This is a genomic window from Brevundimonas sp. TWP2-1 (assembly GCF_049897645.1).
Classification (GTDB): Bacteria; Pseudomonadota; Alphaproteobacteria; order Caulobacterales; family Caulobacteraceae; genus Brevundimonas.
In genome coordinates this window covers 1,954,034-1,969,128 of sequence record NZ_JAFCWR010000001.1, presented here as the reverse complement: position 1 = coordinate 1,969,128, position 15,095 = coordinate 1,954,034, and the positions used below count along the sequence as shown (strand labels likewise).

Annotated in this window: 14 protein-coding genes; 10 read left to right on the top strand and 4 right to left on the bottom strand. The window is 69.0% G+C overall.

Annotated features, from left to right (window positions below; all coding sequences use genetic code 11):
- Positions 1-11: 11 nt before the first annotated feature.
- From ACP7BH_RS09725 to ACP7BH_RS09710, 4 genes are all read left to right on the top strand, one after another.
- Positions 12-206 carry a hypothetical protein gene (locus ACP7BH_RS09725; protein WP_425981593.1) on the top strand — a complete coding sequence of 65 codons (195 nt, stop codon included), beginning with the start codon at positions 12-14 and terminating at the stop codon, positions 204-206.
- Positions 203-616, top strand: a complete 414-nt coding sequence (locus ACP7BH_RS09720) for a response regulator (protein WP_425981596.1) — start codon at positions 203-205, stop codon at positions 614-616. The genes ACP7BH_RS09725 and ACP7BH_RS09720 overlap by 4 nt, the downstream gene beginning before the upstream one ends.
- A gap of 335 nt (positions 617-951) precedes the next feature.
- On the top strand, positions 952-1,380 hold the full coding sequence (locus ACP7BH_RS09715) for a TadE/TadG family type IV pilus assembly protein (protein ID WP_425981599.1): 429 nt from the start codon (positions 952-954) through the stop codon (positions 1,378-1,380).
- A gap of 11 nt (positions 1,381-1,391) precedes the next feature.
- Positions 1,392-3,059, top strand: coding sequence for a TadG family pilus assembly protein (locus ACP7BH_RS09710; protein WP_425981601.1), 1,668 nt, complete (start codon positions 1,392-1,394; stop codon positions 3,057-3,059).
- 16 nt (positions 3,060-3,075) lie between these two features.
- Here ACP7BH_RS09710 and ACP7BH_RS09705 read toward each other — a convergent pair whose 3' ends face one another.
- Entirely contained in the window at positions 3,076-4,431 is a 1,356-nt protein-coding gene (locus ACP7BH_RS09705; RefSeq protein WP_425981604.1) for a peptidoglycan DD-metalloendopeptidase family protein, read from the bottom strand.
- Positions 4,432-4,750: 319 nt separating this feature from the next.
- On the opposite strand from ACP7BH_RS09705, the gene ACP7BH_RS09700 reads away from it, so the two are divergent.
- The 3 genes from ACP7BH_RS09700 to ACP7BH_RS09690 all read left to right on the top strand — a co-directional run bounded on the left by ACP7BH_RS09700 (position 4,751) and on the right by ACP7BH_RS09690 (position 8,632).
- Positions 4,751-7,972, top strand: a complete 3,222-nt coding sequence (locus ACP7BH_RS09700) for an intermembrane phospholipid transport protein YdbH family protein (protein ID WP_425981607.1) — start codon at positions 4,751-4,753, stop codon at positions 7,970-7,972.
- 77 nt (positions 7,973-8,049) lie between these two features.
- Positions 8,050-8,238 carry a YnbE family lipoprotein gene (locus tag ACP7BH_RS09695; protein ID WP_159847615.1) on the top strand — a complete coding sequence of 63 codons (189 nt, stop codon included), beginning with the start codon at positions 8,050-8,052 and terminating at the stop codon, positions 8,236-8,238.
- Positions 8,239-8,272: 34 nt separating this feature from the next.
- Positions 8,273-8,632, top strand: a complete 360-nt coding sequence (locus tag ACP7BH_RS09690; RefSeq protein ID WP_425981609.1) for a YdbL family protein — start codon at positions 8,273-8,275, stop codon at positions 8,630-8,632.
- Positions 8,633-8,721: 89 nt separating this feature from the next.
- Here ACP7BH_RS09690 and ACP7BH_RS09685 read toward each other — a convergent pair whose 3' ends face one another.
- Positions 8,722-9,855 carry a DNA cytosine methyltransferase gene (locus ACP7BH_RS09685; RefSeq protein WP_425981610.1) on the bottom strand — a complete coding sequence of 378 codons (1,134 nt, stop codon included), beginning with the start codon at positions 9,853-9,855 and terminating at the stop codon, positions 8,722-8,724.
- Between the two features lie 81 nt (positions 9,856-9,936).
- Between ACP7BH_RS09685 and ACP7BH_RS09680 the strand changes: the two genes are divergently transcribed.
- Entirely contained in the window at positions 9,937-10,380 is a 444-nt protein-coding gene (locus ACP7BH_RS09680) for a COG3650 family protein (RefSeq protein WP_425981612.1), read from the top strand.
- A 4-nt stretch (positions 10,381-10,384) separates the two neighbouring features.
- Here ACP7BH_RS09680 and ACP7BH_RS09675 read toward each other — a convergent pair whose 3' ends face one another.
- Positions 10,385-11,149, bottom strand: coding sequence for a LytTR family DNA-binding domain-containing protein (locus tag ACP7BH_RS09675; RefSeq protein ID WP_425981615.1), 765 nt, complete (start codon positions 11,147-11,149; stop codon positions 10,385-10,387).
- Between the two features lie 169 nt (positions 11,150-11,318).
- Between ACP7BH_RS09675 and ACP7BH_RS09670 the strand changes: the two genes are divergently transcribed.
- Positions 11,319-11,843, top strand: coding sequence for a DUF2306 domain-containing protein (locus ACP7BH_RS09670; protein ID WP_425981617.1), 525 nt, complete (start codon positions 11,319-11,321; stop codon positions 11,841-11,843).
- Here ACP7BH_RS09670 and ACP7BH_RS09665 read toward each other — a convergent pair.
- Entirely contained in the window at positions 11,840-12,598 is a 759-nt protein-coding gene (locus ACP7BH_RS09665) for a TetR/AcrR family transcriptional regulator (RefSeq protein WP_425981620.1), read from the bottom strand. The two genes, ACP7BH_RS09670 and ACP7BH_RS09665, sit on opposite strands and share 4 nt — an antisense overlap.
- 192 nt (positions 12,599-12,790) lie before the next feature.
- Between ACP7BH_RS09665 and ACP7BH_RS09660 the strand changes: the two genes are divergently transcribed.
- Positions 12,791-15,031 carry a TonB-dependent receptor gene (locus ACP7BH_RS09660; protein ID WP_425981623.1) on the top strand — a complete coding sequence of 747 codons (2,241 nt, stop codon included), beginning with the start codon at positions 12,791-12,793 and terminating at the stop codon, positions 15,029-15,031.
- Positions 15,032-15,095: the final 64 nt, after the last annotated feature.

Genomic DNA, 15,095 nt, shown 5'->3' with positions numbered 1-15,095 from the left:
GTCGTCGAGGCGTGCAACGGCGAGGAAGCGGTGGCGCTTTCGCCTACATCAAGCGGGTGCAGCCGCACCTGCCGGTGGTGATGACCTCGGGTCATCTGGATCCCGCAAAGGCCTATGTCGGCGGCGCGGCCGCCTTCCTGCCCAAACCCTGCACGTCGGATGAGGTCGTCCTCGCCATACAGGCTGTTCTGCAGGCAGCCGAATGAGCCTGCGTACTGACCCGGTAACGCCCGCCCAGGCCGTCCTCATCGTCGATGGCGACGTTATCTCTCGGCATGCCATCTCCGACTATTTGAGGCGTTGCGGCTATGTCGTCGTCGAGGCGGCCAGCACGGACGAAGCCATGACGGCGCTTGAGGAAGCCGCTCTCGGCATTGACGTGATCGTCTGCGATATCGCCGCGCTCGGCGTCCGCTCAGGGTTCGAACTCGCTCGGTGGGTGCGCAAAAATCGGCCGGGCCTAGAGGTCCGACTCTCGGGCACTCTTGAAGGCGCGGTCAAGACCGCCGCTGACCTGTGCGAAACGGGGCCGCACCTGAAGCGCCCATATGAGCCGACGGCGGTGATGGATTATATCAAGCAGCTTCGCGCCGCCCGGCTTCGGGCTCTCGAATAGCGGCCGCAACAGCCACGGTCAGCGTCTTTCTCTCATCATGACCCACCACATGCAGGGTCGGTCAGTCACGAATCGGCGCTGGCGCTCAATGGCGACGTTACACAGTTCCAGTGGGAAGCGACGGATTGCAGGATGCGCTTGCGCCAGCCGGCGAATCTGGCATCGCGCTCGAATGGCTCCGGACGCGCCGCTCTCCCAACGATATTGTTCGACTGATCACGCCATCAATGCGGCGCCCGGTTCGGGCGGAGAAGGGTCTCGCGAGACGGCGTGGCGGCTACACGATCCTTTAACTGCGATGATATACAACCCAGGCGAGTAGCTGTGAGGTTGCCATGCGGACGTTTGGCCCCATCCTTCAGAAAAACCGGCGCGGTCGCGAAGGTGCGGCGGCGGTGGAGTTCGCCCTAGTGGGGCCGATCCTGGTGTTGCTGCTGATCGGCATCGTCGTCTATGGCGGCTGGTTCCTGATGGCGCAGTCGGTTCAGGCCCTGGCGTCGGAGGGGGCGCGGGCGGCGGTCGGCGGATTGGACGCGGTCGAGCGCGATTCGCTGGCGCGGCGCGAGGTGACGGCGGCCGTCCGGGGCGTGGCGCTGGATCCCGATAGAACCACGATCGAGGTTGCGGAGGAGGCCGGGCGGCTGCGGGTCGTGGTCGTCTATGACACCGGCGACAGTCTGGTCATGGCGCTGGGGGGAATGCTGCCTCGTCCGCCGGTCGTGATCCGGCGCTCGGCGGTGATCCATGTGGGTGAATACTCGTGAGCGCCCGGCGCATGAGGAGCTGGATCGGCCGCTTCGGCGCGGATCGGCGTGGGGCGGTCGCCGTGATCGCAGCCGTCGCCGGCGGCCTGCTGTGCATCGTGACGGCCGTGACCATCGATCTGGGCATGCTCGTGCTGCACACGCGCCGGGTCCAGGGTGCGGCGGATCTGGCGGCCCTGTCGGCGGCGCACAGTCTAGGCCAGGGCGAAGCCGTTGTCGGCCGCGCGGCCCAAGCGACGGTCCAGGCCAATGTGGCCCCGGATCTCTCTGTCACCGTGGCGACCACGCTCGGCGTCTATGCGCCGGACCCGGCCAGGGCGCGCGACGAGCGATTCACGGCAGGGGGTCAGACGCCCAACGCTGCGCGGGTTCAGGTGACCAGCCGCGCACCCCTGTTCTTCACCCACCTGCTGTTAGGCAAGGACGAGGTGCGGGTGACGCGACGCGCCACGGCCTCGATCGCGACCGGCGCGCCACCCAAGGCCATGTTCTCCATCGGATCGCGTCTGGTGCGGCTGGACGACGGGGTGGCGAACCAGGTCCTGAGCGGCCTGACGGGCTCGAAGGTTTCGCTCAGCCTCATGGACTATCGCCGGCTGGCGGACCTGGACGTCAATCTGCTGGGCTTCACCGACGCCCTGGCGGCGGATCTGGACATCGCCATCGGCGACTACGACCGGCTGGTGGCGGCCGATGTCGATGCGGCGCGGGCGCTGAAGGTGCTGGAACGGCTGGCGGGCGGCGACGACGGCGGCGCCCTGGGCCGGCTGGCCTCGGCCTCGGTCGGGAAGAAGGTGAAGCTGGGCGACCTGATCGGCGTCGAGGCCCAGTCGCCGCAAGGAATCCGCGAGGGTCTGGATGCGTCCGTCTCGGCCATGGACCTGGCCATGGCGATGCTGGAGGTCGGAGGCGGGGACCGCCAGATCGCGCTGAACCTGGGCGTGCCCGCCGGCCTGGCCGATCTGAAGACCAGCCTGGCCATCGGCGAACGGCCAAACCGCTCGCCCTGGCTGACGGTGACGGCGGATGGCCAGCCGATCATCCGCACGGCCCAGGCGCGGCTCTATGTCCGTGCGCGGACGGCACAGGCCCTGTCTGGCCTGACGCGGGTCGAACTGCCGATTCTGGTCGAGCTGGCGGCGTCCGAGGCGCGGTTGAAATCCCTGTCCTGCGATCCCGCGCGGTCGGTCGAGGTCGAGGTGCGGCCAGGTCTGGCGCGCGCCTCGATCGGCTCCGTGGACGAGGCGAAGCTGGACGACTTCAAGACGGGTCTGTCGCCGCAACGCGCCACCCTGCTGTCGGTCCTGGGTTTGGTGAGCATCACCGGCAAGGCGGACGTGGAGGCGGCCGATGCCGGGTTCAAACCGCTGAGGTTCGACGACGCCGACATCGAGGCGCAGCGGATCAAGACCGTGGCCTCGCGCAGCTTCGCCAGCGGTCTGGTGTCCAGCCTGTTGGGTCGGCTGGACGTGGATGTGAACGTGGTCGGACTGGGCTTGGGTCTCGGCGACCTGACCAAGGCTCTGGGTCGGCTGCTGGAGCCGTTGGGGCCGGTGCTGGACGGCGTGCTGAACCCGGTGCTGGATGTGCTGGGGCTCAGGCTTGGCGAGGCCGATGTAGCGGTTCACGGCCTGTCATGCCCGAGCGAAGGGCGATCGACGCCGCGCCTTGTCGGCTGAACTCAGCCTTGAGACCTCAGCCGTGCGCGGGGCGCAGGCCCTCGGCCGAGGCCTGCTGCATCGCCGGGCGCTTCTGACCGCCCGAGGCGATGATGCGGTCGATGCGGGCCTTCTCGGCGCGGAAGGCGGCAAGATCGGCGCCCGACAGTTCGGTGCCTTCCTGGGTGCGTACGCCGGCCGGATTGATCCGTCGGCCGCCGCGCCACAGCTCATAGTGAAGGTGCGGACCGGTCGAGGCGCCGGTCGAACCGACATAGGCGACGATCTGGCCCTGGCTGACCCGCTGGCCGGCGCGGATGCCCGAGCCATAGCGCGACAGGTGGCCGTAGCCGCTTTCGAGGCCGTTGTTGTGACGGATGCGCAACCAGTTGCCATAGCCGCCCCAGCGGCGGGCCTCGACCACCACGCCGTCGGCGGGGGCCACGACCGGCGTGCCGGTTCCGGCGGCGAAGTCGATGCCCTGGTGCATCTTCTTGTAGCCCGAGATCGGGTGGGTGCGGAAACCGAAGCTGGACGACACCCGGCGGAAGCTCTGCAGGGGGGTGCGCATCATGGCCGAACGCAGGTTCTTGCCGTTGGCGTCGAAGAACTGGGCCTCTTTCGCGCCGGCCGCCTTGAAGCGATAGAAGGTGACGCCGCGCAGTTCGGCGTACATCAGGTCGCCCACATCGACGGTGCGGCCGGCCTCGGTCACTTCACGGTCGAAGACCATGGTGAACTCGTCAGACGACCGGATGTCGCGCTGCATGTCGAACTTGGTGGCGAACAGGCGGCTGGCGGAACGGACGATGGAGGCGGTGGCGCCCAGTTCGCGGGCGCTGGCGGACAGGGACCGCTCGACGTCGCCCTTGAGCACGACGGTCTCGTGGGTGACCTTTTCTTCCAGCGAACGCAGGCGCAGGGCGCCGTCGAAACTGCGCGATACGGTCAGCTGCGACGCCGGGCCGGTGCGCATGGTCAGGCCGATCAGGCGGGCGTCGCCCCGGCCGTCGCGCGGCTTGGCGATGGCGGTCTCGAACTTCAGACCGGCGCGCAGGTCGGCGAGGTCGAAGGCGTTGGCGACGGTGGCGGCGACGGCGCTGGCTTCTTCCGGCGCGACGCCGGTGCGGGCGACGGCCTGCTCGAAGGTTTCGCCGCGGCGAATCTGGACGTTGACGGCCTCGGGCGCGGTCATGCCGGCGGGGGCGTTGGCGGAGGCGAAGGCCTGGGCTTCCATGGCGGCCATCTGGGCCGAGGTCAGCGCGGGAACCTCTTCGGCCTGAGCGGGTTGATAGGCTCTACCGGCGAACATCGCCACCGAGATTGCGGCTACCGCAGTCAGCATGTGCGGCGCGAGCCGTGTAGGCTGGCGGCGTGGGTCGAACTGAGCCATCGGTCCCCGTCGTATTGCGACGCCTGCGGCGCCAAAGCGTTACTCGTTCTCGAAGTTCGCGCCGATCGCCCATGGCGCGAGGGCGGTCCTATAGCTTGCCTGTCTCACTTTGGGAAGACAGACCGTTACAAACGGTTAACGTCCGAATCGGGAGCAGTAATCCGCTGTGGACGGACGCCTGCGCCTGCGCCCCTTTATCGCCCAGCTTCACCGTCAAGGAACGCGCCTTTGAATGCCGCCGGTGACGCTTTGATCTTGTGCTTGGGATCAGGATAACGAAGGTGATCGGCGACCTGTTTCAATCACGCGATCGATCCGCTTGACCGACACCCCCACGAAGCCTTCTCCGTCGTCCAGGACGCCGCCGCGTCGCCGTGTTCTGCGCGTCGTTGCGGTCGTCGTGCTGATCGCGGTGCTGCTGGTCGGGATCGCGGCGGCGCTGCTCTATCTCAATCGCCGGGCGGTGGCGCGCGACGTGCTGGTCGGCTGGCTGGACCAGCGCGGCATCCAGGCCGATGTCGAGGTCGAGCGGGTCGAGATCGACGGCTTCGTCGGCCGCATCCGCATCGGCGATCCCAAGAATCCCGACGTCGTGGTCGAGCGGGCCGAGGTCGATTACGCCGTCGCCCTGCCGTGGTCCAAGACCGGCCTGGGCGTCACGCCCAGCCGCATCCGTCTGGTCCGGCCGGTGGTGCGGGCCAGCTGGAAGGGCGGCAAGCTGTCCTTGAGTTCGCTGGACCCGCTGGTCAAGGAATTCACCGGCGGCCCGCCGCGCCCGGACCAGCGCAGTCCTTTGGTCATCGTCGAGAGCGGTCGCGGACGGCTGGACACTGAATATGGCCCGGTCGAGATCCTGGCCGATGCGCGGATCGACGACGGCAAGCTGATGCGGCTGGTGGCGCGCCTTCCGTCTGCGGCGCTGAAGAGCGGCGAGGTCGAGGCGAGAGGCCTGTCCGCCACGCTGGACCTGACCACCACGGGCGACCGGGTGGCGCTGCGCCTGCTGGCGGCGGCCGACGCCTTTGCGACACCCGCCGCAAGAGGGCAGGGGGCCAATCTGACCCTGACCGGCGACCTGCCCTATCCCGATCTGAAGACCCGACGCGGCGACGGCCGGGTGGTGCTGGACGGCCGTCTGACCGGCGAAAGCCTGGGGACCGAAACCCTCGGCGCCCGCAACGCCGACGTGACGGCCCAGTTTGACGGCGTCGTCTCCGGCTGGATCGAGACCTTCCGTCTGGAGGGTGCCGCGACGACCGCATTGAAGGTGGCGGCGGTCCAGGGCGCGGACCTGCGCATCGCCGATGTCGCGGCGAAGGCGACCCAGGCCAAGCTGACCGTCTCGCGCGACGACGCCCTGCGCTGGAGCGTGCAGGCGCCCCTGTCCCTGACGGCCGGCTCGGGTCGCATGGGCCAGACGAATATCAGCCGCCTGTCGCTGACCTCGCGCGCCCTCAGCTTAGGCGGCAAGGACGCGGCCTTCGAGGCGACCGGCCCGGTCAGCGCGACCTTCGACCAGTTCGGCTTCGGCGACCTGGCGCTGAAACGTGGACGCGCCGACCTGAACCTGGATGTCGTCAGCGACGGCGTGATCCAGATCGGCGCCGACGGGTCTCTGCGCGCCGCCGACGGCGCCTGGCCCCTGTTCGGGCCTGCCGGTCCCGACGACATCGCCGAACTGGCCGAAATGAAGCGGGCGCTGGGAAGCTTCGCCCTGCACGCCCCCGCGATCCGGTTCGCGACCGGCACGGCGGGCACGACGGTCGCCCTGGCGCGTCCCGTGACCCTGACCCCGGCCAACGGCGGCGTCCTGACGGTGGCCCAGGCCGGGGAGGGCGCCTATCAGGCCGAGGCCGGCCGCCTGGGCGGCGGCGCGCTGAGTGTCACCGCCACACGCGGCAAGGGCCTGCCGGAAATGGCCGTCGCCGTGCCGAACTGGCGGCTGACCCAGACCGGTTTCGAGGCGACCCTGGACGGCCGCGCCCGTCTGGATTTCGACCTGGCGCGCGGCATCGACGCCAAGACGCGCGGCGTCCTGGCCATGAGCGACGGCCGACTGACCTATGCGACGCCGGACTGCGTGGACCTGACCGTCGAGCGGCTGGAACTGGACGAGAACGACGTGCATCAGGTCGCCGGCGAACTGTGCCCCGCCGGCGGTCCCTTGCTGACATCGAAGGACGGCGTCTGGCGCGTCGTCGGCGCCTTCGATCAGGTTTCGGCCCAGGCGCCCTTCCTGGGCATGCGGTTCGCCGACGCGTCTGGCCGGGTCACGGTCGATGGAACCAAGGCGGGCGTCGGCCTGACGGCGAACGTCACGGCCGCCCGCGCCATCGACGCCCTGACGCCTGCGCGGTTCGAACCCCTGGCCGCGACCGGCTCCGCGACCCTGGCCAATGAACGCTGGAGCGGCGCCTTCGACCTGAAGGGCACGGGCGAGGCGGCGGCGCATACGCTAGGCCGCCTGACCCTGGCGCACGACGGCCGCACGGGTTCGGGCGGCATCGTCATCTCCGCCCCCAACGTGACCTTCGCCGAGAACGGCCTCCAGCCGGCCATGCTCAGCCCCCTGGCCGCCGCCTTCCTCCAGTCGCCGGTGACGGGGGCCGTCAGCTTCGACGGCCGCTTCGACTGGACCAAGGACGCCGAGCCGACCTCAAGCGGGCGTCTGATCACGCCCGGCCTGGATTTCGTCAGCCCGGCGGGCGCGGTCAAGGGCCTGCGCGGCGACGTGGCCTTCAGCAGCCTGACGCCTCTGATCACGGCTCCGAACCAGAAGCTGACGGCCGACAGTCTGGCGATCGGCACGGCGGTGACGGCCCTGGACGTGACCTTCTCGGTCAACGAATCCGGCGTCCTGATCGACGGCGCCCAGGTCGCCGCCGGCGGCGGAACCGTCTCGGTCGAGCCCTTCACCGTTCCGCTGGACGCCACCCAGCCCTACAGCGGCGTCATCGTGCTGGACCGGGTGCAACTGGGCGACATCGTCGCCGACACCGGCTTCGACGACAAGGTCACGCTGGACGCCGTGGTCTCGGGCCGTCTGCCCTTCATCATGGATCCCAAGACCGGCCTGCGCATCACCGCCGGGACCCTGGGTGCGGTCCAGCCGGGCCGTCTGTCGATCAAGCGCGAGGTCCTGACCGACGTCAATGCGGGCGGCGGCGGCGAGGAACTGCCCTCCGGCATGGTCGAGGATCTGGCCTATCAGGCGATGGAGGACCTGTCCTTCGACGTGCTCAGCGCCGATGTGAACAGTCTGGACGGCGGCCGGGTCTCGGTGCTGTTCCGCATTCGCGGTCGTCACGACCCGCCCCAGCGCCAGGAGCTGCGCCTGACGATCGCCGAGCTGATCAGCCGCGAGTTCCTGAACCGCAAACTGCCCTTGCCGTCGAACACCCAGATCGACCTGACGCTGGACACGACCCTGAACGCCAACCAACTGATCTCGGACCTGCTGGCGGTCAATCGGGCGCGGCAGGGTCAGCAGGAGCCGGAGTCGACGCCTGCACCGACGCCGGCGCCTGCCACCGTCGATTGAACTTCACCATTCAGCGCGCGTTCACTTGGCGACGTGCTATTAGAGCCATCATTCTCGGCCGAACCGGAGCCCACGTCATGATTCACAAGCGCCAACTGGCCGGCCTCGGCTTCGGAGCGGTCGTCGTCGCCCTCGCGGCCTGCGCCCCGACCATCCGTCTTGAGGTCGCGCCGATCCAGATTTACGCCAAGCTGGACGCCGACGTGCGCGTCCGTCTGGACCAGGAACTGCAAACCCTCCTCCAGCAGAACCCCAACCTCTTCTGATCTCCCGCTTCTCTTCTGAAAGGGACAGGCTGACATGACCTTCCGCAAACTCTTCGTCATCGGCGCCGCCGTCGCCGCCATGGGCGTGGCTAGCGCCGCCATCGCCCAGACCGGCGCCCAAAAGGCCCAGATCGACCAGGCCAAGGCCGCCGGCGTCGTCGGCGAACAGGCCGACGGCTACCTGGGCTTCCGCACTCCGACCTCGGACGCCGGCCTGCGCGCCGCCGTCGACGCCACCAACGCCGGCCGCCGCGCCGCCTACACCCGCAGCGCGACCGACGCCGGCACCTCGGCCGATGTCGCCGGCGCCCGGATGTTCGAATCCCAGCTCCTGCCCCGCATCTCCTCGGGCCAGTGGTACCGCAACGCCCAGGGCCAGTGGGTCCAGCGCTAAGCTAAAAGACCGTCACCCTCGGGCTTGTCCCGAGGGCCTGTGGCGGATGCGGCGACGAACGGCATCCGCCGGAGTTTAGCCGCGCCGGGTCAGGCCGCCGCGCGCCGATCCGACAGCGCGGGCAGCAACAGCCCCTCCGCCAGCGCCCGCACTACCGGCACGGCGACGGCGTCGCCCATCAGCTTCAGCGCCGCGCTCTCGCTGGACGGCAGGCGATAGTCCTCGCCCACCCCCATCAGCCGCGCCGCCTCGCGACCGGTCAGGCGCCGCACCCGCGCCCGGCCCTGATCGCACACAACCACATACTGCCGCGACGACCCGCCGGCCGGCGTCCTCAGACATCCGGCCAGGCCGTCGAACCGCACCTCCAGCCGCTGGACCTTCTCGCCGTCCTCGGTCCGCACCCGGCGATAGGCGGCCCCGACGCAGCGCCGGCCCGAGGCCAGCGCCGCCGCGATCCGCGCGCGGTGAAGCGGCCCGGCCAGGGCCAGGATGGCGTCCGCATCCTCCAACCAGGTCACGGCGTCGTCCGGCTCCAGCACGGCGGCCAGGTCCAGATTGCGTTGCGGCGGCGTAGGCAGGGACCACCAGGCCCAGGCCGCCTTCACCGCCTCGGGCAGGCGAGCATGGGCGGCGATCAGGCGCGGCGAATGGAAGGGCGCGACCGGTCCCGCCGTTTGTAGCCCTTGCGCGTGGGGCGTCTCGCCCCGAACGGCGACCACGAACAGGCGCGGCCGCGACTGGGGCAGCCAGTGGGCCGCATCCATCTCCAGCGCCCCAACCGTGTATCCCGCATCGGCCATGGCCGCACAGACGGCCGCGAAGTCCCGTCCGTGACCTGAAGTCAGCAGGCCGATCACATTCTCCAGCACGATCACGCGCGGGCCGCGTCCTTCGGCCGCCAGACCCTGCATCAACCGCCAGAAGCCCCAGAAGGCGCCGGATCTTCCGGCCTCCAGCCCACCCCGCGCGCCCGCCAGACTGACGTCCTGACAGGGCGACGAGGCCCAGGCCATGTCCGGCCGTCCCGGCAAATCCTGGACGGTCAGGCCCCAGACATCCCCCTGACGAAACGGCGTCTGCGGATGGTTGGCTGTGAAGGCCTGCGCCTTGGCCGCGTCCATGTCGTTGGCGAAGACCGTGTCTATGCCCGCAGCCGACAGGCCCAGACCCGCCAGACCGCCCCCGGCGAAGAACTCGTATGCGCTAAGGCGAATCGACATCCCGCCAGCATAACCCAGGCTCCGCCCTTGACCGAGGCCGCACGCGACCACACCTGCGCTGGGACGAAAGGGAGGCCGTCCATGCGTTTCATATTGCCCGTTCTGCTGGCCAGCGCCGCCTTGGCCGGCTGCTATGACCGCAACGACGCCAAGCCTCAGTCCGCGCCCGAGCCGCAGGCCGCCGCGACCTTGGGCGGCGTCGATCTTGGCAAGCCGGTTCGGGCGCTCGGCACAGAACCCTTCTGGGGCGTGGAGATCACGCCCGACGCCCTGATCTACACCCGTGTCGATCAGCCGACCCAGCGCGCGCCCAATCGCGGCGCGACGGTTCAGGGCACGGTCGCCAACTTCGCCAGCTCCACCGACCTGAACCAGGCCCTGAACGTCGTCCTGATCGCCACCGAATGCTCGGACGGCATGAGCGACCGCACCTATCCGCTGACGGCCAAGGTCGAGATCGGCGACGACACCCTGACCGGCTGCGCGGCCCCGGCGTCGATGCTGACGGCCCAGCCGGCGCCCTGATCGCTCACCACCATTCGGCGTCGCGCAGCATCCGGGCGTAGCGGCGGCTGACCGGCGCCGACAGGCCGCCGTCCAGGGTCAGGGTCGCCCGGCCGTCGCCGCGCTCGACCCCGCGCACCGCGTCGCGCGCAACCCACCAGCTGCGATGCGTCTGGGCGCCTTCCAGCCCTTCCAGCTCCTCGACGGCATCCGACAGCCGCATCAGGATCAGGTCCGATCCCCGATCGGTGTGGATGCGCAGATAATGGTCCTCGGCCTGCACCGCCCGGATCGCCGCGCCCCTCAGCTTCATCGGCAGGCGCTCCAGAAACCGCACGGGCCGGGCCGCGGTCTCGGGCGGCGTCGCATGGGTCTGGACCGGCCGCGCGCGCCCCAGGAAGACGTTCAGCGTCGTCACCGCCGCCGTGATCACCACGACCGGCACGATCAGCTGGGGCAGGACGCCCAGCGGATAAAGCCTCTGGGCGAAGAACAGGCCCGTCGCCGCCCAGACGATGACGCACAGCGGTCCCGTGATCACCACCACCATCACCGCGATGGTCAGCCACGGCCGCTGGCCCACGTCCAAAAATCGGCTCACCCATGCGCCGCACAGATGACCCCACAGACCCCCCAGCACCATGACCATGACCCAATAGGCCATCCGGGGTCCCAAGCTCGCTCCCGCCGTCCCGAACGCCCCGGTGACCGCCAGGAAGACGCCGCCCAGAACGGCGACGATCAGGCCGCGCAGGAAGGTGCGGCGGCGGTCGGCGGCAAGGGGCGTCATGGCGGCTTTCGGCATCGGAAGATCGCCACTTGAGACCATGATTTTCCGCCCGGTGAAAGGAGGCGGGCGAAAGACAGGTGGGCGTTGACGCAGCCGAGATGGCCGTTGGCGAAAGCTCGGATGCCGCCGGCGAGGCGCTGCGGCAGGAGCGGGGAAACGGAGAAACTCAATGCCTCGCCTGTCTCGCCACTTGCCGTCCGTCCTGGCCCTCGCTCTGCTGATCGTCCCCGTCGTCGCCTATCTGGCGGTCGATGATGGGCGGCTGGCGCGGATGGGATTCACGCCGCACGCCCCCGACTGGCGGCTGCTGCTGACTTCGCCGCCGGCGATCCAGGTCCATGTCGCCGCCGCCCTGACGGCCCTGGCGATCGGCATCGTCCTGCTGATGGGGGTGAAGGGAAGCCGGCTGCATCGGACCCTGGGCTGGATCTGGGTGCTGGCCATGGCGACGACGGCGGTCAGCTCCTTCTTCATCCACCGGCTCAATCCGGGCGGTCCGGGCGGCTTCTCCCTGATCCACCTGCTCACCGGCTGGACCGTGATCGCCCTGCCGATGGCCGTCCATGCCGCGCGTCGCCACCGCATCGCCGACCACCGGCGCGCCATGACGGGGATGTTCGTCGGCGGCCTGATCGTCGCCGGCGCCTTCACCTTCCTGCCCGGCCGGCTGATGTGGGCGATCTTCTTCGGTTAAGGCTGGCGCGGCGACATCCCGACCACGGCGCGGAATCCGGCCGCCGCGAACCGGACCATATAGTCGCCCGCCGTCTCCAGATCGCCCGACCGCGCCTGTCCGTTCGACAGTCGGTCCAGCCGCCCCGTCTCCCCCAGCGTCAGGGTCAGGGCGCCCGACAGATTGTGATAGCCCCAGTACAGATCGACCTCGCTGGCGTCCGGCAGGACCACGGCGATCAGTTCGATCAGCCGGTGGATCGCCGGGTCGAAATAGCGGGCCATGGTCTCGCCGCCGAAGGTCGGATTGGCGTTGGTCTGGGCCACCAGGGCGGCATAGTGTTTCCAGCCCGGCCCGCCCTTCAGCGACCATTCGAACGGCGGCCGCAGGAAGGCCTCAAGCAGCCCCTCCAGCGTCATGGCCTCGCCCGCCGTCTCGGCATAGCGGTCGATGGCTGCGACCCGTTCGTCGTTCCACACCGCCGCACGACGCAGGAAGACGGCGTCGAACAGGTCGCGCTTGGCCCCGAAATAATAGTGGACCAAGGCGGTATCCACGCCCGCCTCGCGCGCCACCTCGCGGATGGTCACGCCATAGAAGCCGTGTTTGGAGAACAGGTCCTCGGCGGCGTCCAAGATCAGCTCGCGGGTCTCGCCCGCCGCATTGGCCTGGGCCTTGGGCGGACGGCCCCGGCGGGCCGGCGCCGCGCCCGCCGCCTTGCGACGCGCGGCGGCGACGGGGCGGGGTGTCGGGAGGGCGGCGTCCGGCTTGCTCATGCGGCAAGGCTTAGGCGCGACCCAACCCCGGTGCAACGGGGCCGGTGCAACGGCGCCACGCTGGACGCCTGATGTGACGCTGCGTCAGCACGGCGTTTGACAGCCGGGCGAAACCGGGTAGGTTCACGAAAATCATTGAACGCTGAATAAAAGCGTCAACGGGCTGGAAACGACAACAAGGGGTCTAGGATCATGAACCGTCATGTGAAGTGCGCGCTGCTGGCCGGCGCGGCGTGGGGCGTGCTTGCGGGGGCTTCGGTCGCCCAGGATGCGGAGGCCGCCGCTCAGGCCGCCAACAATCAGGATGCCGCCACCGTCGATGACATCGTCGTCACCGCGCGTCGTCGTGCGGAAAGCCTGCAGGACGTGCCCGTCGCCGTCACCGCCGTCAGCGGCGAACAGCTTGAGGCGCGCGGCGCCCTGGACATCACCGAACTGGCGCGCTCGACGCCCAGCCTGACGCTGAACGCCGCGCGGGGCTCCAACTCGACCTTGATCTCCTTCATCCGCGGCGTGGGCCAACAGGACCCGCTGTGGGGCTTCGATCCCGGCGTGGGTCTGTATATCGACGACGTCTATGTGGCCCGTCCGCAGGCCGCCGTTCTGGACATCTTCGATGTGGAGCGGGTCGAGGTTCTGCGCGGACCGCAAGGCACCCTTTATGGCCGCAACACCATCGGCGGCGCGATCAAATACGTCACGAGCCGCATCGACGCGGACGAGCCCGAAGGTCGCCTGCGCGCCTCCTACGGCAGCTATAACCAGCGCGACGTGATCGCCAGCGCCCAACTGCCCTTCAGCGACGAATTCAAGGTCTCGGCCGCCCTGGCCCGCTATCTGCGCGACGGCTACGGCAAGAACCTGAACACCGGCAACGAACACTACAACAAGGACGTCACCGCCTTCCGCGCCAGTGCGGAATGGACCCCGACGGACAGCCTGTTCTTCCGTCTGGCCGGCGATCTGGTGAACGACGATTCCAACGCCCGGCACGGCCACCGCGAGTTCGCCCCGTCGCCGGCCGATCCGTACGACACCAACGCCGGCGCGGGCGACAAGAACCGCGTCCAGACGCGCGGCGTGTCGTTGACCGGCGAATGGGAGATGAGCGACCTGCTGACCTTCAAGTCGATCACCGCCTATCGCGACGGCTTCACGCGCGGCAACATCGACTTCGACAACCTGCCGGGGCCGATCCTCGACATCCCCGCCGCCTATGACGACGATCAGTTCAGCCAGGAGTTCCAGGTTCTGGTCAGCGCGGGCCGCCTGAACGGCGTCGCCGGCGTCTTCTACATGGACGCCAACGCCTCGGGCGCCTTCGACACCGTCGTGGGCCTGGCCAATTTGACCACCCTGACCTCGGGTTCGGTGGCGACCAAGAGCTACGCCGCCTTCGCCGACTTCAGCTACGACGTGACCGACGCCCTGTCGGTCTCGGTCGGCGGTCGCTTCACCAAGGACGAGAAGGAAGGCACGGTCTTCCGCCAGCAGTATCTGGGCATCCGCAGCCCCTATTTCGGCAACAACGCCGCCGTGCCGCTGGGCGCGCCGCGCACCAACTACACCCGCACCCGCGAGTTCGAGAAGTTCACCCCGCGCGTCTCGGTCAACTACAAGTTCGGCCCGGATCTGACGGCCTATGCCTCGTGGGGCGAGGGCTTCAAGTCGGGCGGCTTCGACATGCGCGGCGATGCGGTCCTGTATCCCGCCACCGTCAACGGCTATGCGCCCGAGACCGTCGAGACCTATGAGATCGGGCTGAAGGGTTCGCTGCTGGATCGTCGCCTGACGTTTGCTACGGCGATCTTCGATTCCAGCTACGAAGACCAGCAGATCACGACCCAGTATCCGGCCGGCACGACCATCGCCTCGGTGGTGGACAACGTCGGGTCGTCGTCGATCCGCGGCTGGGAGTTCGAGGGCCGTCTGCGCGCGACCAGCGCCCTGACGATCAACGCCTCGCTCAGCTATATCGACGCCCAGTTCGACCAGTTCCTGGCCTATATCCCGACCGGCCCGCTGAACACGACCTGCCCCACGGCGGTCGGCTGCTTCGTCGACGTGTCGTCGCAGCGCGACTTCCAGAACACCCCCGAATGGACCGGCTCGATCGGCGCCACCTACAACTGGTTCATGGAGAACGGTTCGTCGATCGCCTTCATTCCATCGGTGGCCTATCGCGGCGCCTATCAGCAGTTCGAGACAGCGGCGCCTCTGCTCGATCAGGACGCTTACTGGATGTATGACGCCAGCATCGTCTGGACCTCGTCCGACGACCGCCTGACCTTCGGCGTCCACGGCAAGAATCTGGGCGACGAGCGCTACAAGGTCGGTGGCTACACCTTCCCCGGCGCCCTGACCGGCGACTCGATCATCGGCTTTTACGGCCCGCCGCGCACGGTCACGGCCACCCTGGGTCTGAAGTTCTGATCCCGATCAGATACGCCTGACGACGAGGGGCGGCGGTCTCCGGGCCGCCGCCCCTTTTGTTTGC

Excerpts from the sequence above, each read along its gene's own strand:
- ACP7BH_RS09720 (WP_425981596.1), top strand. The coding sequence starts at position 203 with ATGAGCCTGCGTACTGACCCGGTAACGCCCGCCCAGGCCGTCCTCATC.
- ACP7BH_RS09715 (WP_425981599.1), top strand. The coding sequence starts at position 952 with ATGCGGACGTTTGGCCCCATCCTTCAGAAAAACCGGCGCGGTCGCGAA.
- ACP7BH_RS09710 (WP_425981601.1), top strand. The coding sequence starts at position 1,392 with ATGAGGAGCTGGATCGGCCGCTTCGGCGCGGATCGGCGTGGGGCGGTC.
- ACP7BH_RS09705 (WP_425981604.1), bottom strand. The coding sequence starts at position 4,431 with ATGGCTCAGTTCGACCCACGCCGCCAGCCTACACGGCTCGCGCCGCAC.
- ACP7BH_RS09695 (WP_159847615.1), top strand. The coding sequence starts at position 8,050 with ATGATTCACAAGCGCCAACTGGCCGGCCTCGGCTTCGGAGCGGTCGTC.
- ACP7BH_RS09690 (WP_425981609.1), top strand. The coding sequence starts at position 8,273 with ATGACCTTCCGCAAACTCTTCGTCATCGGCGCCGCCGTCGCCGCCATG.
- ACP7BH_RS09685 (WP_425981610.1), bottom strand. The coding sequence starts at position 9,855 with ATGTCGATTCGCCTTAGCGCATACGAGTTCTTCGCCGGGGGCGGTCTG.
- ACP7BH_RS09680 (WP_425981612.1), top strand. The coding sequence starts at position 9,937 with ATGCGTTTCATATTGCCCGTTCTGCTGGCCAGCGCCGCCTTGGCCGGC.
- ACP7BH_RS09675 (WP_425981615.1), bottom strand. The coding sequence starts at position 11,149 with ATGACGCCCCTTGCCGCCGACCGCCGCCGCACCTTCCTGCGCGGCCTG.
- ACP7BH_RS09670 (WP_425981617.1), top strand. The coding sequence starts at position 11,319 with ATGCCTCGCCTGTCTCGCCACTTGCCGTCCGTCCTGGCCCTCGCTCTG.
- ACP7BH_RS09665 (WP_425981620.1), bottom strand. The coding sequence starts at position 12,598 with ATGAGCAAGCCGGACGCCGCCCTCCCGACACCCCGCCCCGTCGCCGCC.
- ACP7BH_RS09660 (WP_425981623.1), top strand. The coding sequence starts at position 12,791 with ATGAACCGTCATGTGAAGTGCGCGCTGCTGGCCGGCGCGGCGTGGGGC.